Below are 21,643 nucleotides of genomic sequence, written 5' to 3' on the forward strand. Positions count from 1 at the left end.
AGACGGACGGAACAGCACCAAATGGCTAACGCGTTCGTCGCGGCGTTCGAGATCCTGAGCTTTGGCGCGATCATCGTCCTGATCGTGCTGGGGCTCGGGATCATCGCCAGCATGATGGGCATCTTCAACTTCGCGCAAGGAGAGTTCGTCCTGCTCGGGGCCTACATCACCTATCTCGCCTACGCCGGGGGCCTGCCGATCTGGGCCGGCATGGTCGCGGCGCCCTTCGTGGTCGGCGCGCTCGGCTTTGTGCTGGAGGCGCTGATCATCCGCCGCTTCTACGCCGCGCCGATCGTGGCGATGCTCGGCACCTATGCGCTCGGCCTGATCATCCGCGAATCCGTGCGCGGCCTGATCGGCGGCTTCTATCTCACCGTGCCCGAGCCGATCGGCGGCTCGATCGACATCGGCGCGATGCACATCTCGGCATGGCGCTTCACCATCATCGTCATCACGCTGCTGGTGATGGGTGGCTGCTATCTCCTGCTCTCTCGCACGAGCTTCGGCCTGCGCGTCCGCGCCACGCTGGAAAATCCCTCGCTGGCGCGCGCCTCCGGCATCTCCACGCCGCTGATCTATGGCGCCACCTTTGCCTTCGGCGCGGCGCTCGCCGGCCTTGCCGGCGCGCTGATCGTGCCTGTCTTCAGCCTGTTCGCCGATCTCGGCCTGCGCTTCCTGATCCAGGGCTTTGTCGCGGTCATGGTCGGCGGCGTCGGCTCCTTCATCGGGCCGGTGGCGGGTGCCGGCGTCATCGGCACGCTGAGTGCCGCGCTGCCCTGGGTGATGGCGCCCGTCGTCGCCGACGTCCTCGTCTTTGTGCTCGCCATTATCTTCATCAAATTCCGGCCGCAGGGCCTCATCGCTGGCAAAGGGGTTTAGTCATATGTTCGATCGTACGCAGCTCTCACGCCGCCGCTTCCTCTCCAATTTCGCCTTTGCGTCGGGCGCGGTCGCGACCGGCGTCGGCAGCTGGGTAATCCCGGCCCCCTGGGCCAATGCGGCCGAAGCCCCGATCAAGGTCGGCATCGCCACAGATCTAACGGGCCCAATTGCGTACGCCGGCAATGCCGACGCCAACGTCGCAAAAATGGTGATCAAGGAGATCAACGCCGCCGGCGGCATGCTCGGCCGTCCGCTCGAGCTCTATATCGAGGACACCGCGTCGAACGAATCCGTCGCGGTCGGCAACGTGCGCAAGCTGATCCAGCGCGACAAGGTCGACATGGTGCTGGGCGGCATCACCTCCTCGATGCGCAACGCGATCAAGGACCCGATCGTGGCGCGCGGCAAGACGCTCTACATCTATCCGCAGCTCTACGAAGGCAAGGAGTGCACGCCCTATCTGTTCTGCACCGGCCCGACGCCGGCGCAGCAATGCGACGAGTTCATACCCTGGCTGATCAAGAACGGCGGCAAGAAATTCGCGCTGCCGAGCGCCAACTATGTCTGGCCGCATACGCTCAACGTCTATGCCCGCAAGGTGATCGAATCCAACGGCGGTGAGGTCGTGTTCGAGGAGTACTATCCACTCGACCAGGTCGACTTCTCCTCGACCGTCAACCGCATCATCTCCAACAAGGTCGATGTCGTCTTCAACACCGTCATTCCGCCCGGCGTCGGCCCGTTCTTCAAGCAGCTCTACGAAGCGGGCTTCCTCAAGAACGGCGGCCGTCTCGCCTGCGTCTACTATGACGAGAACACGCTCAACATCAATCAGGCGAGCGAGATCGAGGGCCTCGCGAGCTGCCTCGACTATTTCAAGGTGCTGACCAAGGAGAACCCGTTCGACGCAAAAATCCAGGCGGCCTACGAGAAGGATTTTCCGGGCAACTTCCTGTTCGCCGCCGGCAGCGCCGCCACCGGCACCTATCGCGGCCTCAAGCTGTGGGAAGCGGCGGTGAAAGAAGCGGGCAAGCTCGACCGCGAGTCGGTCGCCGCCGCGCTCGACCACGCCAAGATCGCCGAAGGTCCCGGCGGACCTGCCGAAATGGTGCCGGGCAAGCGGCACTGCAAGATGAAGATGTACACCGCGGTCGCCAAGGGCGGAAACTACGAGATCGTCGGACGCAGCGACGGGCTCGTCGATCCCAAGGAATGCTGAGGCGGAATGCCGAAGTCGATGAGTGTGGTAAGGGAAGCCATCGCCGGCGACGAAGCGGACGATGCGATGGCTGAACGCGAAGCGGCGGGACAGGTCGCGGCGGGACGAAGAGTCCTGCCGATCGTGGAGGGCGTGGTGCTCGTCGCCGCGCTGCTCGCGCCGCTGGTGCTGCAGGACTATCTCACGGTGTTCGCGACGCGCGTGATCATCCTCGCGCTGTTCGCCCTGTCGTTCGATCTGGTCTGGGGCTATGCCGGCATCATGAGCTTTGGCCAGGCCCTGTTCTTCGGCTCGGCCGGGTATGGCGTGGCGCTGCTCGCGCGCGACCTCGACATCACCAACATCTTCCTGGTGCTCCCCGCGGGCACCATCATCGGCCTCACCTTCGCGCTGCTGCTCGGCGGCTTCCTGCTGCTGGGACGGCATCCCTCCAGCGTGATCTTCGTGTCGCTGGGCACGCTCACCGGCTCCTACGCCGCCGACCGCCTCGCGCGCGGCTGGTACTATCTCGGCGGCCAGAACGGTATTCCCTCGATCGCGCCGATGACGCTCGGTGGTTACGAATTCTCGGAAGGGCCCGCCTTCTACTATCTCGTGCTCGGCATCCTCGTCGTAGTCTACCTGCTCTGCCGCTTCCTGGTGCGCTCGCAGTTTGGCCTCGCGCTGGCGGGCCTGCGCGAGAACGAGCAGCGTATCGCCTTCTTCGGCTACAAGGCGCAGCATCTGAAAGCGATCATCTTCACCATCGGCGGCGGCGTCGCCGGCCTTGCCGGCAGCCTCTATGCCTTCCACGAAGGTTTCGTCTGGCCCAACATGGTCGGCGTCGTCGTCTCGACACAGGTGGTGCTCTATGTGCTGTTCGGCGGCTCCGGCACGCTGATCGGCGCGGTCATCGGCGCGATCATCGTCGAAGGCGTCAGCTTCTGGCTGTCCGACAATTATCGTGACATCTGGCCTATCATCCTGGGCTTGCTGCTGCTGCTCGTGATCCTGTTCCGGCCGCTCGGCCTGATCAGCTTCGCGCTCGGTGAGCGCGAGCGTGTCGGCAGCTTCGGTGCCACGCCAAAGGAGAAGCGCAATGCCGCTCCTTGAGGCCGCCGGCATCCAAAAGATCTTCGGCAAGCTCACCGCGCTCGACGGCGCAGCCCTCACCGTCGGCGAGAACGAGTTTCACGGCCTGATCGGTCCGAACGGCTCCGGCAAGAGCACGCTGATGAAGTGCATTGCCGGCGCCGAGGTGCCGACGCAGGGCAAGGTGAGTTTTATCAACACCGACATCACCGCGTTCACGCCGACCGAGCGCGCCCGCGCCGGCATGAGCCTGAAATTCCAGATCACGAGCGTGCTGCCGACGCTGACGCTGTACGACAACATCCTGCTCGCGCTCCAGGCGCAATCCTCGCTGCTCGACCTCGTGTTCTCGCGCACGCGCGGCGCGCTGCACGACCAGGTCATGACCATGCTGACGCAGTTTCGTCTCGCCGACCGCGCCTTCGACGCGGCGGCGGCGCTGTCGCACGGCCAGCAGCAATGGCTGGAGATCGCGATGGCGCTTGCCGGAAAACCAAAGCTCCTGCTGCTGGACGAGCCGACCGGCGGCATGAGCCTCGAGGAGCGCCGCGTCACCGGCGAATTGCTCCAGCCGATCAAGAAACATTGCTCGCTCGTCATCGTCGAGCACGATCTCGATTTCATCCGCGACATCTGCGATCGCCTGACCGTGCTCGACCAGGGCAAGGTGCTGGCGTCAGGCACCGTGTCCGAGATCCAGGCCAACAAATCCGTCCAGGAGATCTATCTGCGCCGTGCCTGAATTTTTGGACATCAAGCATCTCGACGCCGGCTATGGCCGCAGCCAGGTCCTGTTCGACGTCAACCTCGGCATTCCCTGGCGCGGCGGCGTCGCCGTGCTCGGGCGCAACGGCGCCGGCAAGACCACGCTGATGAAGACCATCGTCGGCGAGCTGCCGGCGTGGAAGGGCGAGGTCGCCTTCGACGGCCGCGACATCAGCCGCCGCGCGACCCAGGAGCGCGTGCGCGCCGGCATCGGCTACGTCCCGCAGGAGCATTCGGTGTTCGCGCGCCTGTCGGTGCGCGACAATCTCGCGGTCGGCTCGCTCGCGAGCAGCAAGGCCGACGCAGTCGATCACGTGCTGACCATCTTCCCGAAGCTCGGCCAGCGCCTCGACCAGCCCGCCGGCACGCTCTCCGGCGGCGAGCGCAAGATGCTCGCCATCGGCCGTGCCATGTTAGGGGATCCAAAACTGCTGCTGCTCGACGAGCCCACCGAAGGCGTCTGGATCGGCGTCATCGAGGAGATCACCGAGCGCCTGATCGAGCTCGCGAAAGAGATCGCCGTCATCATCGTCGAGCAGCACCTCGACCTCGCGCTGCGCGTCGCCGACTACGCCTACGTGCTTGACCGCGGAAGGGTCGCGCTGCAGGGCGAGGCGGGCGAGGTGAGGGGCAATCCGGAACTGCTGCGGTATCTGGCGCCGTAAGGTAGCGCTGCTCACCTGCGAGTGAGGCGCGGTACTCTCGTCCCACCTCACCCGTCATTCCCCGCGAAGGCGGGGCATCCAGTACGCCGCGGCTTCTCGATCGCTAATTGGTGCCTCTGGAATGCTGGATTCCCCGCCTTCGCGGGGAATGACGGCGTCAGGCTGGAATAGACCGGAGAGAACGCGCGGAGAGGCCGCGCGCTTACTTCACCGCCCCAAACCGGCTGTCGAACGAGTTCGACGACACCACCGGTGCCGCGCCTGCCATCTGGCCGCTGTCACCCGCACCATCCGACACCGACGGCTTCAGCGCAGGACGCGTTGCGGCGAGGCGCGTGTCGGGCTTCACCGGCTCTGCCGGCTTGGCGGCGGCCACAGCCGGCTTCGGCGCGTCCTTCGCTGCATCCTTGGACTTGTCATGGCCCGGCACGAACCGGGTGACTGCGGCCTTCAGCCTGGACGCTGCCGTCGGCGGCGTCGTGGACGTTGTGGCCGGGGCCACGGACGCCGTGGCTTGTGACGGCGGAGGCGTGGTCGCCGTCGTGTCGGCGGTGCCAAGGCCCATCTTGCGGCCGAGGTTGGAGAAGAAGCCGCCGCCCTGCGATTTCTCTTGGGATTTCTCGGCGGGCGCGGCGGCCGCGACGCGCGTGCTGGTCGCGGGCGCGCTGACGGCGACGACCGGCTCTTCCTGCGGCGAGGGAGCGGCCGCGTCGAAATTCGGCTTCGGCGGATTGACGTGGCCGGGGATCGTGCCCGGCGCCTTCGCCATTGCCAGCATCTGCAGCGTGGTGCCTTCGGCGCCCTCCGACAGGCCGGTCGAGCCTTCCGGAATCTTGGCGGCGAAGATCTTGTTCATGCCGCCGTCGATGCCGGTGTTCATGCGCGCCACCGGCGTGCCCTTGGCGACGAGCTTGGCGTACTCGGCCTGGTCGCGCGCGTCCTTCTCGCGCACGGCGCTCGCGATGTCCTCGGGGATCACATAGGCCGGGCACTTTGCCGAGGCGTCGAACACCGGATCGCGCTTGGCATCGGGCGTCTTCGCCGCGTCGAAGACGTACTTCTTCTCGCAGAAATCGACCTTCGGCTCCTGCCGCGTCACCTCGAAATGATCATAGCCTTCCTTGATCATCTTCCAGAACGGCATGTTCGGATTGTTCCGGTGCTTGGCCATGTTCACCGGCGTCATCTTGAACGGATAGGCCTGCAGCTGGAACGCCTTCTGCCCGCCGAAGAAGGACTCGCGGCCGAGCGAATAGATCTCCGCGATCTGCTCGTCCGTCATGGCGTAACAGCCGCGCGAAGAACAATCGCCATGCACCATCAGCTGCGAGCCGGTACGGCCCAAAGCCTTGTCGAACGCGTTCGGATAGCCCGTGTTGAACGAGAGGTAATAGGCCGACTGCGGATTCATCTGGCCCGGATTGATCGAGTAGAATCCTTCCGGCGCCTGGCGGTCACCTTCGCGCACCTTCGGACCCAGATCGCCCGACCAGCGGCAGATCGGATAGGTCTTGAGCAGCGCGAACTGGCCGTTGCGGGTCTGCTTCCAGACTTCGAGCTCGGCTTCCTGCTTGAACAGGCGGACCAGGATCGGGGACTGCAGATCCATGTCCTTCTCGACCATCGCGGCGAGAAGCTTTGGCGGCACCGGCTGGTTGGCCTTGGCGTTGGTCGCGAGCGAAACCTGGTCGGTGTCGCAGCCGGCCAGCAGGACACTGGCCGTCAGCAGCGCAACCGAAGCCAAGAGCGCGCGAGCAAGCGAACGAGAAATCAAGATGGACCCCACACCGTGCCGGGCAGAGAGCGCGAACCCCAATTCTTTGGAGCATGATCCGACCGGAGATCCGGACCCGTCGTGACGGGCTTTTTCAAACCACACTCCAGCGCTTATGCCCTGAAGCCATTGATTAAAATTCTAACCTCTGGGTCATGTGGTCGCAACCCGAGCGGGGATCACGAGCCCGTTGGCCCAGTAGCATGGTCAACAGAGACTAAATGGACGCGACTTTGGGCCTTACTTGGGCCTTCCTGCCCAATTGGGACTCAGATCGCCGATTTGGGCAAAAAAAGGGTTAATGCGGGGTTACCGGGCTCCAACCGTCATTCCGGGGCGCCCGAAGGGCGGACCCGGAATCTCGAGATTCCGGGTTCGATGCTTCGCATCGCCCCGGAATGACGACGTCGGGGCCCCCGAATCAGCCCAGTTTCCGGCCGATATCGAGGAATTTCTGCCGACGCTGCTTGCGGATGGCGTCGCCGTCGAGGCCGCGGAGCTCGTCAAACGCCCTGGCGATGGCCTCGCCCGTGGTGGCGATCATGGCGGCGGGGTCGCGGTGGGCGCCGCCGACCGGCTCCTTCAAAATGCTGTCGATCACCCCGAAGCGGAGCATGTCCTGGGCGGTGATCTTCATGTTGTTGGCGGCTTCCTGCGCCTTGGTGCCGTCGCGCCAGAGGATGGAGGAGGCCGCCTCTGGCGAGATCACGCTGTAGATCGCGTGCTCCAGCATCAGCACCCGGTTGGCGGTGGTGATCGCGATGGCGCCGCCCGACATGCCTTCACCGGTGATGATGGCGACGTTCGGCACGCCCAGCGACAGGCACGCATCGGTCGAGCGCGCGATCGCCTCGGCCTGGCCGCGCTCCTCGGCGCCGATGCCGGGATAGGCTCCGGCGGAATCGGCGAGCGACAGCACCGGCAGGCCGAATCGCTCGGCCATCTCCATCAGCCGCACGCATTTGCGATAGCCCTCGGGCCGCGCCATGCCGAAATTGTGCCGGATGCGGCTTTCGGTGGAATCGCCCTTTTCCTGGCCCATCACGCAGATCGGCTCGCCGCGGAAGCGGCCGAAGCCGGCGACCAGGGCCTCGTCCTCGCCGAACTTGCGGTCGCCGGCGAGCGGCGTGAATTCGGTGATCAGGCCTTTGATGAAATCGTTGAAATGCGGCCGCTGCGGATGGCGCGCGACCAGCGTCTTCTGCCACGGCGACAGGTTCGTATAGAGGTCGGCCAGCGCCTGCGCCGCCTTGTCCTCGATCCGCCCGATCTCGTCGGTGATGTCGGTCCCGGAGGCCGCGAGCGTCCGCAGCTCGTCGACCTTGGAGTCGAGCTCGGCGACGGGCTTTTCGAAGTCGAGATAGCTGCGCATCTGGTCTTGCATCAACTCAATATAGGGAGGACGGGGCGAGGCGGCGAAGCGATTTCGGACCTGCGGAAAGAAGTGTAGCCTCTTCAATGAGTTGGCTTGTGGGCTTCTGGGCAGCCCGCCAATTCAATCGTGAGGCCACGGCTCTTTCTGCGGAGATGTGGCCGAAGTCAAGGCGGTTTCAGCTGCGGCAGGCCTACTTCTCCGCCAGCGGGTGCAGGTCGCGCACCAGGCTCTTCAGCCGCTCCTCGACCACATGGGTGTAGATCTGGGTGGTCGAGATGTCGGTGTGGCCGAGCAGGGTCTGCACGATGCGTAAGTCAGCGCCGTTGTGCAGGAGGTGGCTGGCAAAGGCGTGGCGCAGCACGTGCGGGGAGACCAGCCGGGCCTGAAGCCCGGAGGCGACCGCGAGCTCCTTGAGGTCGCGGGCGAAATGCTGCCGGGTCAGATGCCCGCTCTCGCCGAAGGAGGGGAACAGCCATTTCGAGGCGGCAACGCTGGTCTTCTTGTCGGATTTCGCGGCTTCGGTCGCGGCGAGATAATCCGCCATCGCCTGCCGCGAGGCCTCGTTCAGCGGCACCAGCCGCTCCTTGTTGCCCTTGCCGCGCACCACGATCATGCGGGCGTCGCGCTTGGCCGCCGTGCGCGGCAGCGCCACCAGCTCGGAGACGCGCAGGCCCGTGGCGTACAGCACCTCGAGCAGGCAATAGAGCCGCAAGGCGCGCAGCCGCTTCGAGGGCGAGGCATCCTCCGCCTCGCTCAATTCCCTGGCGCGGCGGAGCATGCGGTCGACATCCGCGATCGACAGCACCTTTGGCAGGCCGCGGCCGCGTTTCGGGCCGGACAGGATCGCGGCGGGATCGTCGCCGCGAATCCGCTCGTTCAGCAGGAAGCGGTAGAGATGCCGCATCGCCGACAGGCGGCGCGCGACGCTGGTGGATTTGAAGCCACGCGTGTCGAGATCGGCGAGATAGTCGCGCAGCGTTTGGGTTTCGGCGTCCGCAAAACTGTGGCCGACGCGGCCCAGAAACTCGGAGAAGTCCGTGAGGTCGCGGCGGTAGGCATCGAGCGTATTGGGGCCGGCGCCCTGTTCCGCCGCGAGCATGTCGAGGAACAGGCCGGTGAGCTTGGCGTCTGAGGGCTTTGCACGCATGCCCTGGAGGCTAACCCCTATTTCTTGAGAAACTTATCCGGCGGGATCGTCACCGACATTTCCCGCGGCTTGGGATTGACGAAGTTCGCCAGCGCGAAAATCACGCCATAGACGATGCCGGCGATCACGGCGACGACCGTCAGGAAGCGGAACAGGCTGGGCATCGGTCTGGGGTCTCTGTAGGGGACTTGGCAGGCAAATTAACCAATGAAATCATCCAACATGTTCGCCGTTTCGTGGCAAGAGTCCTCTGGCGAGGCCCCCTTTGGGGTCGTATAGGTGGCCAAAGCAGGCCGTTTTTGGCGGCAGATCGAGCGAGATCCAGAGCGAGACCCATGTCCGACGCCGCGTTGCCGATACAAGCATCGCCTGAGGCCGACATCCTGTCGGCGCTCGGGGCGCGCTCGATCGTGCTCGTCGGCATGATGGGGGTGGGCAAATCCACCATCGGCCGCCGCATGGCGGCCCGGCTCAAGCTGCCCTTCGTCGATGCGGACACCGAGATCGAGGCGGCGGCCGGCATGACCATACCGGAGATTTTCGAGCGCCATGGCGAGGGCCATTTCCGCGACGGCGAGGCCCGCGTGATCGCGCGCCTGCTCGACGGCGGCCCGGTGGTGCTGGCGACCGGCGGCGGCGCCTTCATGCGCGAGGAGACGCGCGCACGCATCGCGGCCAAGGCGGTCTCGATCTGGCTGAAGGCCGACCACGACGTCATCATGCGCCGCGTCCGCCGCCGCGCCGACCGCCCGTTGCTCCAGACCGCCGACCCCGAGGGAACCGTGACGCGCCTGCTCACCGAGCGCGAGCCGGTCTACAGCCATGCCGACCTCACCATCGCCTCGCGCGACGTGCCGCACGACAAGATCGTCGAGGAGTGTATCGAGACGCTGCGCGCCCATCTCTGCGGCGAACAGGCCGCCCAACCACCTGCCGACGTTGCGAGTGCCGTACGATGACTGCGCCGTTGAAACATTCCGATCCCGTCAACGTCGACGTCGCGCTCGGCGACCGCGCCTATGACATCGTCATCGGCCGCGGCGTGCTGGCCTCGCTCGGCGAACGGGTCGCAGCGCTGCGCCCAGGCGTGCGCACGGCTGTTGTCACCGACCGTACCGTTGCAAAGCACTGGCTCGAGCCGGCCGAAGCATCGCTCGCGGCCGCCGGCATCCCGACGTCGCGCATCGTCGTCGAGGAAGGCGAGATCTCCAAGACCTATGCCGGCCTGGAAAAGGTCAGCGAAGCCCTGATCGCCGCGAAGATCGAGCGCAACGATCTCGTCATCGCGCTCGGCGGCGGTGTGGTCGGCGATCTCGCCGGCTTTGCCGCCGCGATCCTGCGCCGCGGCGTCGATTTCGTGCAGGTGCCGACCTCGCTGCTGGCGCAGGTCGATTCCAGCGTCGGCGGCAAGACCGGCATCAACTCGCCGCAGGGCAAGAATCTGCTCGGCGCCTTCCACCAGCCGGTGCTGGTCATCGCCGACACCGCCGTGCTCGACACGCTGTCGCCGCGCCAGTTCCACGCCGGCTATGCCGAGGTCGCCAAATACGGCGTGCTCGGCGATGAGGCCTTCTTCACCTGGCTGGAAAAGAACCATTCCGACATCTTCAAGGGCGGATCAGCGCGCGAGCACGCGATCGCCACCTCCTGCCGTGCCAAGGCCGGAATCGTCTCGCGCGACGAGCGCGAGACCGGCGAACGCGCGCTGCTCAATCTCGGCCACACCTTTGGTCACGCGCTGGAAGCTGCGACCGGCTTCTCCGACCGTCTGTTCCACGGCGAGGGCGTCGCGATCGGCATGACGCTAGCGGCGCAGTTCTCGGCCAAGCTCGGCATGATCGGCGAGGCCGACGCGGCGCGCGTCGAGCGGCATCTCATCGAGGCCGGCCTGCCGACCCGCTTGCAGGACATCGCGGGCTTTTCGCAGGAAGGGCTTGCCGATGCCGACGCGCTGATGGCCCTGATGGCGCAGGACAAGAAGGTCAAGCGCGGCAAGCTCACCTTCATCCTGCTGGAGGCGGTCGGGCGCGCCGTGATCGCAAAGGACGTCGAGCCGGCCCCGGTGCGCGACTTCCTGAAAGAGAAGCTCGCGCAGAAGGCCTGATGCGCGGCTGAATTCGTGAAAGCGTTTTCGAGCGAAGTGGGGACCGGTTCGCGCAAGGAAAACGCGTCAAGACAAGAAACTCGAGTGGTGCATGGACTGGCTCGGATTCACCATCGTCGTCCTCTGCCTGCTGGTCTCGGCGTTCTTCGCGGCGAGCGAGACCGCGCTGACCGGCGCCTCGCGCGCCAGCATGCTGCGACTCTCCAAGCAGGGTAATCACGACGCCGACGTCGTCTCGCAATTGCTCGACATGCGCGAGCGCCTGATCGGCGCGCTGCTGCTCGGCAACAACATCGCCAATATCGGCGCCTCCGCGCTCGCCACCGCCATCTTCACGTCCTGGTTCGGCGATGTCGGCGTGCTCTACGCCACCGGCGTGATGACCGCGCTGGTGGTGATCTTCGCCGAGGTGCTGCCCAAAACCATCGCCATCAACGCGCCCGACCGCATGGCGCTTGCGGTCGCGCGCCCGATGCGGCTGACCATGTATGTGCTGGGGCCGCTGCTCAAGATCGTCGAAGTCATCGTGCGCCTCTTGATGCGCCTGTTCGGCCTTGCCGGCGAGCACCAGGCCATCCTGTCGCCGACCGAGCGCCTGCGCGGCGCGGTCGACCTGTTGCATCACGAGGGCAAGTTCGAGAAGCAGGACCGCGACATGCTCGGCGGCCTGCTCGACCTGCGCGAGCTCCAGGTTTCCGACGTCATGATCCATCGCACCGAGATGATGATGATCAACGCCGACCTGCCGCCCGAGGAGCTGTTGCGCGAGGTGCTGGCGACCGAATACACCCGCATTCCGCTCTGGCGCGAGAAGCCGGAAAACATCATCGGCGTGCTCCACGCCAAGGATCTCTTGCGCGCGATCCGCGCCTCCGAAGGCGACACTTCGCGCATCGACGTCTCCACCATCGCGCTGCCGCCCTGGTTCGTGCCGGAGATGCGTCCCGTGTCCGAGCAGCTCAAGGCGTTCCGCCGCCGCAAGACCCATTTCGCGCTCGTCGTCGACGAGTACGGCGAAGTCGAAGGTCTCGTGACGCTGGAGGACATTCTGGAAGAGATCGTCGGCGACATCTCCGACGAGCACGACGTCGTGGTCGCCGGCGTGCGCGCCCAGCCGGACGGCTCGGTCGTGGTCGACGGCTCGGTGCCGATCCGCGATCTCAACCGCGCCATGGACTGGCATCTGCCCGATGGAGAGGCAACCACGGTCGCCGGCCTCGTCATTCACGAGGCGCGCTCGATCCCCGATCGCGGCCAGAGCTTCACGTTCCACGGCTTCCGCTTCCGCGTCCTGCGCCGCGAACGCAACCGCATCACCGCGCTCCGTATTTCACCGGTGCCGCGCGAGGCCGAGATGGAGGAAGCCAAGCCGAGAAGGGCGGGGACGTCGTTCTAAGCCCTCAGTCATTCCGGGGCGATGCGAAGCATCGAACCCGGAATCTCGAGATTCCGGGTTCGGCTCTTTGAGCCGCCCCGGAATGACCGAGCTAATTTTCCCCCGGCGCCTGCGCGTGGATGGCGAGCGCGTGCACGGTGCCGGAGAGTTCCGCGGCCAGCGCCGCATTTATCATGCGGTGGCGATCGACCCGGCTCTTCCCTTTGAAGGCTTGAGACACAATATAAACGCGAAAGTGCGTCTCGCCGCTGGGCCGATGGCCGGCATGGCCCTCATGCAGGTGTGACTCGTCGACAACCTGCAGGCTTTCCGGCGTGAAAGCTTCCTGCAACTTGTTGCTGATAATGTCGCTCATAGCCATGTGTGTGCCATTCAGGTGCAGAGGTCGCACTCCGTTATTTGCCGGGTTCGCAGCTAATTGCAATGTCAAGACTTGAAGGTTTTTGCATTGCGTAGTCAAAGTCAGCCATGCCGATCGATTCATCAAAGTTCTTCGACTCCATCCGCGTCAAGCCGCGGGGCAAGCAGCCCGAGGTGAAGCCGCGCGACACCGCGGTCGCGTGCGAATGGGCCGGATGCCAGAACAAGGGCGCACACCGCGCGCCGAAGGGGCGTGAGAACCAGCGCGAGTACTGGCACTTCTGCCTCAATCACGTGCGCGAGTACAACCAGAACTACAATTTCTTCTCCGGCATGAATGCCGACGCCGTCGCGCGCTACCAGAAGGATGCGCTGACCGGCCACCGCCCGACCTGGAAGATGGGCGCCAATGGCGGCAAGAAGGGTGCGGAAGCCGATATCGACATGGCGTCCGATCCGTTCAGCATGTTCAGCGAGATCAATGGCCGCGCCAACTGGCGGAAGGGTCCGGACGCCCAGCCCAAGGCCGAGACGCGCAAGGTGATGAACGCCGAGCGCAAGGCGCTCCAGGTCATGGGCCTCGGCCCCAGTGCCACGCTCGCCGACGTCAAGAGCAAGTACAAGGCGCTGGTGAAGCAGCACCACCCCGACGCCAACGGCGGCGACCGCTCGACCGAAGACCGCCTGATCGAGATCATCAAGGCGTATAATTATCTGAAGACGGTGGTGCGGGAGGCGTAGGGCCTCTTGCGGTCGTCGTCCTCCGAGAGTCTGACGGTCGCAGCCAAACTCTCGATGTCGTCCCGGCGAAGGCCGGGACCCATAACCCCAGGGAGTGGTTTGGCGAAGACTCGCAGTGAAGACGTCTTCCCGCGGTACTCCCACCTCCCACTATCGATAAATCACGCGGTATGGGTCCCGGCCTTCGCCGGGACGACGACGGAGTGAACCACTCCGTCGTCATCATTCCGTTCAAAGCTACTGGCCCTAGGCCTTCGGCACCGCCCCCACATAAGACGAGCTCGGCCTGATCAGCCGCCCGGTGCGCTGCTGCTCGCGCGCATGCGCGGTCCAGCCGGCGGCGCGCGCCACCGCGAAGATCGGCGTGAACGCCTGCCTTGGAATCGCGAGCGCATCGAGCAGGATCGCGGTGAAGAACTCCACATTCGTCTCCAGCGGCCGGTCCGGGTTCTTCTTGCGCAGCGCGCTGCGGATATAGGCCTCGACCTCGCCGGCAAACGGCAGGTCGGCGCCGTTGGAGGCGAGGGCCTCGATCGCGGTCTTCAGCACGTCGGCGCGCGGATCGCGCACGCGATAGACGCGATGCCCAAAACCCATCATCCGCTCGCCGCGTGCGAGCGCGGCATCCACCCAGGGCTGGATCCGCTCGCGCGAGCCGATCGCATCGAGCATTTCCAGCACCGGCTCCGGCGCGCCGCCATGCAAGGGACCGGTCAGTGCGCAATAGCCGGCGGTGACGGCTGCGAACAGATCGGCCTGGGTCGAGGCCACCACGCGCGTGGTGAAGGTCGAGGCGTTCATGCCGTGGTCGCAGACGGTGACGAGATAGGCATCCAGCGCCGTAACCTCGCGCGTTGCCGGCGCGCGCCCATGCAGCATGCGCAGCGTGTCGGCGGCGTGGCTCGCGCTTGGATCGGGCGCGACCGGATCGAGCCCCTTGGCGCGCCGGACCAGCGCGCCTGATATCACCGGAAAGGCGCCGACGATGGTCGCCTCATGCTCCAGCCCGTGCTCGGCGCGAAGGCCCGCGACGGCCGCGCGAAACCCGTCGACGATTCCCATGCCGTGCGTCGCCGGCAGTAGCTCGGCGAGCCGCGCGAAGGCGCGCTCGCGTGCGGCGCCCAGGCTCGCCCGCACATTGGCCTCGCTCAGCGAGGTCTTGCTGGCGCCGTTCCAGAGCCGGGCGGTGACGCCCTCAAAGCTCGATTTGGCGGCCAGCCGGCCGACATGCTCGCCGGCGATGATCAGCTCGCCGCGCTCGCCGTCGACATGGCTCAGCACGGTCTCGGCCGCGGGAACGCCGTCCAGCCCGATCTGACTTTTGGTGAGGTGGATGTTCATGGCCCAAATCTCCTGTTCTACGCAGGTCAAAAGTCGGGCCTCTCGACAGATTGATCAATCTTGATTACATAAATCAATATGAAAAATTCTGATGAGCTCTACCTCTCCGCCCGGGAGGCGGCCGCCGAACTCGCGATCTCGCCGGCCACGCTCTACGCCTATGTCAGCCGCGGCCTGATCCGCTCCGAGCCGACGCCGGATTCGCGCAAGAACCGCTACCGCGCCGAGGACGTCCGCGCCCTGAAGGAGCGCCGGGTGCCGTCGCCGGAGCCGCGCGGGCTGCGCAGCTTCGATGCCGACTTGCCGGTCATGGACACGGAGATCTCGACCATCACCGAGGAGGGCGCGATCTATCGGGGCGTCAATTGCGTCGACCTCGCCGAGAACGACACGCTGGAGCACACGGCAACGCTGCTCTGGGACGTCTCCGGCGTCGATCCGTTTGCGCCTGACAATCAGCCCGAGATCTCCGAGGAGATGCGCACGATCGCAGGCGCCGCGCGCCGCGCGGCGCCGATCGACCGCGCCATCGCCGTGCTGGCGCTCGCCGCGAGCGCCGATCCCCGCGCCTTCACCCGCGCTCCCGATGGCCGCGCCATGGTCGGCGCGCGCATCGTCCGCCTGCTGGTTGCGACCATGCTCAATGCGGAAGCCTCGGCCGAGCCGCTGCACCAGCAGGTCGCGCGCGTCTGGGCGGCGGACAACAAGCATGCACCCGATCTGATCCGCCGCGCGCTCGTTCTGCTCGCCGATCATGAACTGAACGCCTCGACCTTCACCGCGCGCTGCGCGGCCTCGACCGGCCTCAATCTCTACGATGCCGTCATCGCCGGCCTCGCGGCGCTGAAGGGACCCAAGCACGGCGGCGCCGGCGTGCTGGCTTCGCAGCTGGTGAAAACGCTGGTCGACCGCGATGTCGCTCCCGTGGTGCGCGAACGCGTCGCGCTCGGCGAGCGCTTCGCCGGCTTCGGTCACGGCGTCTACAAGCGCGGCGATCCCCGCGCGCAATCGCTGCTGAATGCGTTGTCGCGCGCCGGCGCGCCGCGCAAATTCACGCGCGAAGTGCCGGAGCGGATCGCCGAGGCGACCGGCGAATTCGTCAATATCGACTATGCGCTCGCCGTCCTCGTGCATGCCCTGCGCCTGCCTGCAGGCAGCGAGCTCGCGCTGTTTGCGATGGCCCGCAGCGTCGGCTGGATTGCGCACGCCAGCGAGCAATTGCAGTTCGGCAAGCTGATCCGCCCGCGCGCGCGGTACGTTGGACCCGCGCCGGGGCGGCGGACGGGCGGGTCCTAACCTCTCCCGCTTGCGGGAGAGGTCGCGCCGGAGGCGCGGGTGAGGGCTCCCTCCTCTTGGGGGTTCTCGATTGTGGATGCACCCTCCCCCCACAACCCTCCCCCGCAAGCGGGGGAGGGAGCGCACCTCCGTCCGCCGTGGCAGCCAAAGCTAATCAGACCCGCGGCTTGGCCGCCGCGACACCACCACCGCTCCGCCGACGATAGATCCAAACCGTCACGCTCAGCACGATCGCACCGCCGATCACGGCGAGCATCCAGATATGCTTGCCGACATGCTCATGGTGCGGCAGCCCGGCATATTCGTGCAGGGCCGACACCGCCAGCACGCCCGGCAGCACATGCGCGGGGGCCCAGACCAGGATCGCCGGGATGTTGATCGCGTAGAAGCGGGCAGGGGGCATCCCGAGCGCGCCGGCCGTGACCGGGACAAATGCGCGGATCGGCGGCACGAAGCGGGCAAAGAACACGGCCCAGGTGCCGAAGCGGTGGAAGAAGCTTTCGCTCTCCTCGACCACGCGCGGATAATTGGTCAGCGGCCAGGTGTTGAGGATCTCGCGCTGCTGCCGGTGCCCGATCCAGTAGGCCGAGCCGTCACCCAGCACGGCCCCGAGCGCGGCCGCCAGCAGCACCCAGCCGAGTTTCAGCTCGCCGCCCGGGATCAGGGCGCTGAGCGCCAGGATGATGGTCGAGCCCGGGACCACCGATCCCACCACTGGAACGGCTTCCAGAAGCGCTGCCAGGAACAGGGTCAGATAAGCCAGCCACGCGTGGGCCGAGACGAAAGCGATGAAGGGATCGAGGAATGACGTCACGTCGTCTTTCGTGGTGGGAGGGGTTACGCCGGTCCAGACCCTACATAAGTAAGGAGAAGCGGTAAAAGTGCCACTCGCGTGGGCAGGCCAGCTGGCCCGCCCGAAATTCGAGCGTGATTCGCAGGGCAGCCTTCCAAAAATCGCGTTCCTTGCCTATCTAAATGAAAAGACAACGGAACTTTGATTGGAGGGCGGGCTTCTGCCCGCACGTTGTCTCTGATAGGTTCGCAAACGCACCCAGCCGCAGCCACCGTGCAATAACTGGTCTCGGGATCGCCCGGGGCCTCGGAGGATTGATGACGACCGCCGCCATGTCCAAAGTTGAGGAAGTTTCCGGTTTGCCCGACATGAAGGTGTCGGTGCGCCAGGTGTTCGGGATCGACAGCGATCTCGAAGTGCCGGCCTATTCCGAAGTCGATCCTCATGTGCCTGAAGTTGATTCCGACTACCGCTTCGACCGCGCCACCACGCTCGCCATTCTCGCCGGCTTCGCCCGCAATCGCCGCGTGATGGTGACCGGCTATCACGGTACCGGCAAATCCACCCACATCGAGCAGGTCGCCGCCCGCCTGAACTGGCCCTGCGTGCGCGTCAACCTCGACAGCCACATCAGCCGTATCGACCTCGTCGGCAAGGACTCGATCGTGGTCCGCGACGGCAAGCAGGTCACCGAATTCCGCGACGGCATCCTGCCCTGGGCGCTCCAGCACAACGTCGCGCTGGTGTTCGACGAATACGACGCCGGCCGTCCGGACGTGATGTTCGTGATCCAGCGCGTGCTGGAAGTCTCCGGCCGCCTGACGCTCCTGGATCAGAACAAGGTGATCAAGCCGCATCCGTCCTTCCGGCTGTTTGCGACCGCCAACACGGTCGGCCTTGGCGACACCTCGGGCCTCTATCACGGCACCCAGCAGATCAACCAGGGCCAGATGGACCGCTGGTCGATCGTCACCACGCTGAACTATCTCAGCCACGACGAGGAAGTGGAGATCGTGCTGGCGAAGGCCAAGCACTATCGCACCCAGGAAGGTCGCGACATCGTCAACAAGATGGTGCGCCTCGCCGATCTCACCCGCAACGCGTTCGCCAATGGCGATCTGTCGACGGTGATGAGCCCGCGCACGGTGATCACCTGGGCGGAAAACGCCGACATCTTCGGCGATATCGGTTTCGCCTTCCGCGTCACCTTCCTCAACAAGTGCGACGAGCTCGAGCGTCCCCTGGTCGCCGAGTTCTACCAGCGCTGCTTCAATGCGGAGCTGCCGGAATCGGCAGTCAACGTGGCGCTCAGCTGACCCATGGCCACCATCACCGTCGAGCGCACCATTGGGACGACCAAGAAGGCTGTGCTCGCCGGGCTCGGCGCCTATAACGACGAGCACTTTGGGAAGCAGAAGGTCAGGAGCATCGCGGTCTCACTGAAGGACCGCCGCAAGATCGTCGGCGGCATCGTCGGGCATCTCTGGGCCACGGTTCTGTTCATCCAGTACTTCTGGATCGACCAGAAGCAGCGCGGCAAGGGTTTTGGGACGAAGCTGATCGCGGCGATCGAGGATGAGGCGAGACGGCATGGCGCGATCCAGGCCTATGTCGACACGATGAGTTTCCAGGCGCCGGGCTTCTATCGTTCCTGCGGGTACGAGGAATTCGGCACTCTCAAGGGCTATCCCGGCGGCGTGACGCGCCATTCGTTTACGAAGTCGCTATGAGCACATCATCATCCAATTCCAAATTCCGTAACAGCAAGGAAGCGCCGACCGAGCCGTTCAAGCGCTCGGTCGCCTCCTGCCTGAAGGCGATCGCGAAATCGCCCGAGCTCGAGGTCTCCTTTGCCGCCGAGCGGCCGGGCCTTGCGCCCGGCAAGGCGCGGCTGCCCGAGCCGGCGCGCAAGATGACCAAGCGCGATGCCGCCATCGTGCGCGGCCACGCGGATTCCATCGCGCTGAAGCTCGCCTGTCACGATCCGAAGCTGCATCGCAAGCTGATGCCGGGCAATCCGCAGGCACGCGGTGTGTTCGAAGCGGTCGAGCAGGCGAGGGTGGAGGCGATCGGCGCGCGCCGCATGGCGGGCGTTGCGAAAAACCTCACCGCGATGCTCGACGACCATTTCCATCGCGGCAAGTTCGACGAGATCACCGATCGCGCCGACGCGCCGCTGGCCGATGCGCTGGCGATGCTGGTGCGCGAGCGCCTGACCGGCATGGCGCCGCCGACGGCTGCGAAGAAGATGGTCGATCTCTGGCGGCCGATTCTCGAAGACAAGATCGGCAAGCGCCTCGACCGGCTCGACGGCGTGGTCGAGGACCAGACCAGGTTCGGCGACGCCGTGCATGACCTCTTGTCGGCGCTCGAGCTCGGCGACGAGCGCAACGCCGACAGCGAAGAGAATGACGACGACGACGAAAACCGCGACGGCGACAACGACCAGTCCGGCGCCGAGGGCTCGCCCGATTCCGATGCCGCCCAGGAGATGAGCGCCGACCAGGCGCAGGCGTCGAGCGAGGAGATGAGCGAGAGCGCGATGGAAAGCGCGCAGGCCTCGACGTCAGACACGTTCGACGACGGCGAGCTCGGCGACGACGAGACGCCGGGCGAGGCGACGCGTCCGAACGCGCACGGGAAGAACGAGCCGCGCGGGCCGGAATATCACGCCTTCGCGCCGAAATTCGACGAAGTCATCGCCGCCGAAGACCTCTGCGACCATGACGAGCTGGAGCGCCTGCGCGCCTATCTCGACAAGCAGCTGGCGCATCTGCAAGGCATCGTCGCCCGCCTCGCCAACCGGCTGCAGCGCAAGCTGATGGCGCAGCAGAATCGCGCCTGGGAGTTCGATCTCGAAGAGGGCATCCTCGACCCCGCGCGGCTGTCGCGCGTGGTGACCGATCCCTATCACCCGCTGTCCTTCATGCACGAGAAGGAGGCGACGTTCCGCGACACCGTGGTGACGCTGCTGCTCGACAACTCCGGCTCGATGCGCGGCCGCCCGATCACGGTGGCGGCGACCTGCGCCGACATCCTCGCCCGCACGCTGGAGCGTTGCGGCGTCAAGGTCGAGATTCTCGGCTTCACCACGCGCGCCTGGAAGGGCGGGCAGTCGCGTGAAGCGTGGCTTGCGGCCGGCAAGCCGGCCAATCCCGGCCGTCTCAACGATCTCCGCCACATCATCTACAAGTCCGCCGACGCGCCCTGGCGCCGTGCGCGGAAGAACCTCGGCCTGATGATGCGCGAGGGACTCCTCAAGGAGAATATCGACGGCGAGGCGCTGGATTGGGCACACAAGCGCCTGCTCGGCCGGCCCGAGCAGCGCAAGATCCTGATGATGATCTCGGACGGCGCGCCGGTCGACGATTCCACGCTGTCGGTCAACGCCGGCAACTATCTCGAGCGGCACCTGCGCCACATCATCGAGGAGATCGAGACCCGCTCGCCGGTCGAGCTGATCGCGATCGGCATCGGCCATGACGTCACGCGCTACTATCGCCGCGCAGTGACGATCGTGGACGCCGAGGAGCTCGGCGGCGCCATCACCGAGAAGCTTGCCGAGCTGTTCAGCGAGACGGCGACCGCACCGCAGCCCTCGGCAAGCCGTCCGCGCCGCAAACTGCATTCGTGAGCACGCTTCGATCCCGCCGCAGCTTCCTTGGCCACGCGGCGGCGGGATTTTCCACTTTCGCACTGTCCCGCCCGGCGCAGGCGCAAGTCACGACCGAGCCGCCGCCGCGGCCGCTCCAGGTCGAGCGCGCCGTCGCCGAGCCCGTCAGCATCGAGGTCAACGCGCGGCCGATCCCGAATTTCGAGCCGCGCGACCGCTCGCGCACGCGCTTCGGTTCGCTGGAATATCGCAGCGGCCTGGTGCTGACCTCGCCCTATCGCGGCTTCGGCGGCCTGTCCGGCATCCGGCTGGATGCGAAAGGCGAACGTTTCCTTGCGGTCTCCGACCAGGGCGGCTGGTTCACCGGGGCCATCCGCTATTCCGGCAGCAGGATGACCGGGCTCGACGACGTCGAGGCCGCGCCGCTGCTCAATGCGGAGGGACGGCCGATCACGGAAAAGCGCCTCTGGTGGGATTCGGAGTCGCTGACGCGCGACGGCAACGTCGTCTATGTCGGGCTCGAGCGCGTCAACCAGATCCTGCGCTACGATTTTTCGAAAGGCGGCACGCGCGCCCGCGGCGAGGTGATCCAGGTGCCGCCCGCGTTGCGCAAGCTGCCGCACAACAAGGGGCTCGAGGGGCTGGTCTTCGTCCCGAAGGGCCAGCCGCTCGCCGGCACCCTGATCGCCTTCTCCGAGCGCGGGCTGGACGCCGACGGCAATCTGGTCACGTTCCTGATCGGCGGCCCCACGCCCGGCCAGTTCAGCGTCCGCCGCACCGAGAAGTTCGACATCAGCGACGCGGTGCTCTTGCCGTCGGGCGAGCTGCTCATCCTCGAACGCAAATTCTCCTGGTTCACCGGCGTCGACATCCGCATCCGCTCGATTCCCCTGAAATCGATCGCGCCGGGCGCGGTGGTCGACGGCCCTGCGCTGTTCAAGGCCGATCTCGGCCAGGAGATCGACAACATGGAAGGCATCGACGCCCACGTCACGCCCGCGGGCGACACCGTGCTGACGCTGGTCTCGGACGACAATTTTTCAATGCTCCAGCGCACGCTGCTGCTCCAGTTCACGCTGGTTGAGTGAAGTCATCGTTGAA

Annotated in this window: 21 protein-coding genes; 14 read left to right on the top strand and 7 right to left on the bottom strand. The window is 65.8% G+C overall.

Annotated features, from left to right (window positions below):
- Positions 1–21: 21 nt before the first annotated feature.
- The 5 genes from AAFG50_RS02455 to AAFG50_RS02475 are packed head-to-tail and all read left to right on the top strand — an operon-like array spanning position 22 to position 4,602.
- Complete coding sequence (locus AAFG50_RS02455) at positions 22–879, top strand: branched-chain amino acid ABC transporter permease (RefSeq protein WP_011083029.1); 858 nt, start codon at positions 22–24, stop codon at positions 877–879.
- Between the two features lie 4 nt (positions 880–883).
- Complete coding sequence (locus AAFG50_RS02460) at positions 884–2,101, top strand: substrate-binding protein (RefSeq protein ID WP_011083028.1); 1,218 nt, start codon at positions 884–886, stop codon at positions 2,099–2,101.
- Between the two features lie 6 nt (positions 2,102–2,107).
- Positions 2,108–3,193 (top strand): branched-chain amino acid ABC transporter permease, encoded by a 1,086-nt coding sequence (locus tag AAFG50_RS02465; RefSeq protein ID WP_028175809.1) that lies wholly within the window; start codon positions 2,108–2,110, stop codon positions 3,191–3,193.
- Positions 3,180–3,914, top strand: coding sequence for an ABC transporter ATP-binding protein (locus AAFG50_RS02470; protein WP_028175810.1), 735 nt, complete (start codon positions 3,180–3,182; stop codon positions 3,912–3,914). The genes AAFG50_RS02465 and AAFG50_RS02470 overlap by 14 nt, the downstream gene beginning before the upstream one ends.
- Complete coding sequence (locus AAFG50_RS02475) at positions 3,907–4,602, top strand: ABC transporter ATP-binding protein (protein ID WP_028175811.1); 696 nt, start codon at positions 3,907–3,909, stop codon at positions 4,600–4,602. The genes AAFG50_RS02470 and AAFG50_RS02475 overlap by 8 nt, the downstream gene beginning before the upstream one ends.
- Positions 4,603–4,804: 202 nt before the next feature.
- On the opposite strand, the gene AAFG50_RS02480 is transcribed toward AAFG50_RS02475, so the two are convergent.
- From AAFG50_RS02480 to AAFG50_RS02495, 4 genes are all read right to left on the bottom strand, one after another.
- Entirely contained in the window at positions 4,805–6,376 is a 1,572-nt protein-coding gene (locus AAFG50_RS02480; protein WP_162185884.1) for a murein L,D-transpeptidase family protein, read from the bottom strand.
- 421 nt (positions 6,377–6,797) lie between these two features.
- On the bottom strand, positions 6,798–7,760 hold the full coding sequence (locus AAFG50_RS02485) for an acetyl-CoA carboxylase carboxyltransferase subunit alpha (RefSeq protein ID WP_028175813.1): 963 nt from the start codon (positions 7,758–7,760) through the stop codon (positions 6,798–6,800).
- A 181-nt stretch (positions 7,761–7,941) separates the two neighbouring features.
- Positions 7,942–8,898 carry a site-specific tyrosine recombinase XerD gene (gene xerD / locus AAFG50_RS02490; RefSeq protein WP_028175814.1) on the bottom strand — a complete coding sequence of 319 codons (957 nt, stop codon included), beginning with the start codon at positions 8,896–8,898 and terminating at the stop codon, positions 7,942–7,944.
- A 17-nt stretch (positions 8,899–8,915) separates the two neighbouring features.
- Positions 8,916–9,062, bottom strand: a complete 147-nt coding sequence (locus AAFG50_RS02495; protein WP_011083021.1) for a hypothetical protein — start codon at positions 9,060–9,062, stop codon at positions 8,916–8,918.
- A 171-nt stretch (positions 9,063–9,233) separates the two neighbouring features.
- Here AAFG50_RS02495 and AAFG50_RS02500 point away from each other — a divergent pair, with 171 nt between their 5' ends.
- The 3 genes from AAFG50_RS02500 (at position 9,234) to AAFG50_RS02510 (ending at position 12,398) form a co-directional block, all read left to right on the top strand.
- On the top strand, positions 9,234–9,857 hold the full coding sequence (locus AAFG50_RS02500; RefSeq protein WP_028175815.1) for a shikimate kinase: 624 nt from the start codon (positions 9,234–9,236) through the stop codon (positions 9,855–9,857).
- Positions 9,854–11,002, top strand: coding sequence for a 3-dehydroquinate synthase (gene aroB, locus AAFG50_RS02505; RefSeq protein WP_028175816.1), 1,149 nt, complete (start codon positions 9,854–9,856; stop codon positions 11,000–11,002). The genes AAFG50_RS02500 and aroB overlap by 4 nt, the downstream gene beginning before the upstream one ends.
- Before the next feature lie 91 nt (positions 11,003–11,093).
- Positions 11,094–12,398, top strand: coding sequence for an HlyC/CorC family transporter (locus tag AAFG50_RS02510; RefSeq protein ID WP_011083018.1), 1,305 nt, complete (start codon positions 11,094–11,096; stop codon positions 12,396–12,398).
- A gap of 91 nt (positions 12,399–12,489) precedes the next feature.
- Here AAFG50_RS02510 and AAFG50_RS02515 read toward each other — a convergent pair whose 3' ends face one another.
- On the bottom strand, positions 12,490–12,759 hold the full coding sequence (locus AAFG50_RS02515; protein ID WP_028175817.1) for a BolA family protein: 270 nt from the start codon (positions 12,757–12,759) through the stop codon (positions 12,490–12,492).
- A 107-nt stretch (positions 12,760–12,866) separates the two neighbouring features.
- Here AAFG50_RS02515 and AAFG50_RS02520 point away from each other — a divergent pair, with 107 nt between their 5' ends.
- Entirely contained in the window at positions 12,867–13,499 is a 633-nt protein-coding gene (locus AAFG50_RS02520; protein WP_011083016.1) for a DnaJ domain-containing protein, read from the top strand.
- A gap of 246 nt (positions 13,500–13,745) precedes the next feature.
- On the opposite strand, the gene AAFG50_RS02525 is transcribed toward AAFG50_RS02520, so the two are convergent.
- Positions 13,746–14,840 carry a citrate synthase/methylcitrate synthase gene (locus AAFG50_RS02525; protein ID WP_028175818.1) on the bottom strand — a complete coding sequence of 365 codons (1,095 nt, stop codon included), beginning with the start codon at positions 14,838–14,840 and terminating at the stop codon, positions 13,746–13,748.
- Between the two features lie 78 nt (positions 14,841–14,918).
- Between AAFG50_RS02525 and AAFG50_RS02530 the strand changes: the two genes are divergently transcribed.
- Positions 14,919–16,136 (top strand): citrate synthase family protein, encoded by a 1,218-nt coding sequence (locus AAFG50_RS02530; RefSeq protein ID WP_011083014.1) that lies wholly within the window; start codon positions 14,919–14,921, stop codon positions 16,134–16,136.
- A gap of 154 nt (positions 16,137–16,290) precedes the next feature.
- On the opposite strand, the gene AAFG50_RS02535 is transcribed toward AAFG50_RS02530, so the two are convergent.
- Positions 16,291–16,950: a DedA family protein gene (locus AAFG50_RS02535; protein ID WP_028175819.1), complete on the bottom strand. Its 660-nt coding sequence runs from the start codon at positions 16,948–16,950 to the stop codon at positions 16,291–16,293.
- 296 nt (positions 16,951–17,246) lie between these two features.
- Here AAFG50_RS02535 and cobS point away from each other — a divergent pair, with 296 nt between their 5' ends.
- From cobS to AAFG50_RS02555, 4 genes are read left to right on the top strand one after another with little or no spacing between them, the layout of a single operon-like run.
- Complete coding sequence (gene cobS / locus AAFG50_RS02540) at positions 17,247–18,245, top strand: cobaltochelatase subunit CobS (RefSeq protein ID WP_028175820.1); 999 nt, start codon at positions 17,247–17,249, stop codon at positions 18,243–18,245.
- A 3-nt stretch (positions 18,246–18,248) separates the two neighbouring features.
- Positions 18,249–18,659, top strand: a complete 411-nt coding sequence (locus AAFG50_RS02545) for a GNAT family N-acetyltransferase (RefSeq protein WP_011083011.1) — start codon at positions 18,249–18,251, stop codon at positions 18,657–18,659.
- Positions 18,656–20,563, top strand: coding sequence for a cobaltochelatase subunit CobT (gene cobT / locus AAFG50_RS02550; protein ID WP_011083010.1), 1,908 nt, complete (start codon positions 18,656–18,658; stop codon positions 20,561–20,563). Before AAFG50_RS02545 ends, cobT begins: the two co-directional genes overlap by 4 nt.
- Complete coding sequence (locus AAFG50_RS02555; protein WP_028175821.1) at positions 20,560–21,630, top strand: esterase-like activity of phytase family protein; 1,071 nt, start codon at positions 20,560–20,562, stop codon at positions 21,628–21,630. Before cobT ends, AAFG50_RS02555 begins: the two co-directional genes overlap by 4 nt.
- The last annotated feature ends 13 nt before the right edge of the window (positions 21,631–21,643 follow it).

The organism is Bradyrhizobium sp. B039 (assembly GCF_038965675.1).
Classification (GTDB): domain Bacteria; phylum Pseudomonadota; class Alphaproteobacteria; order Rhizobiales; family Xanthobacteraceae; genus Bradyrhizobium; species Bradyrhizobium diazoefficiens.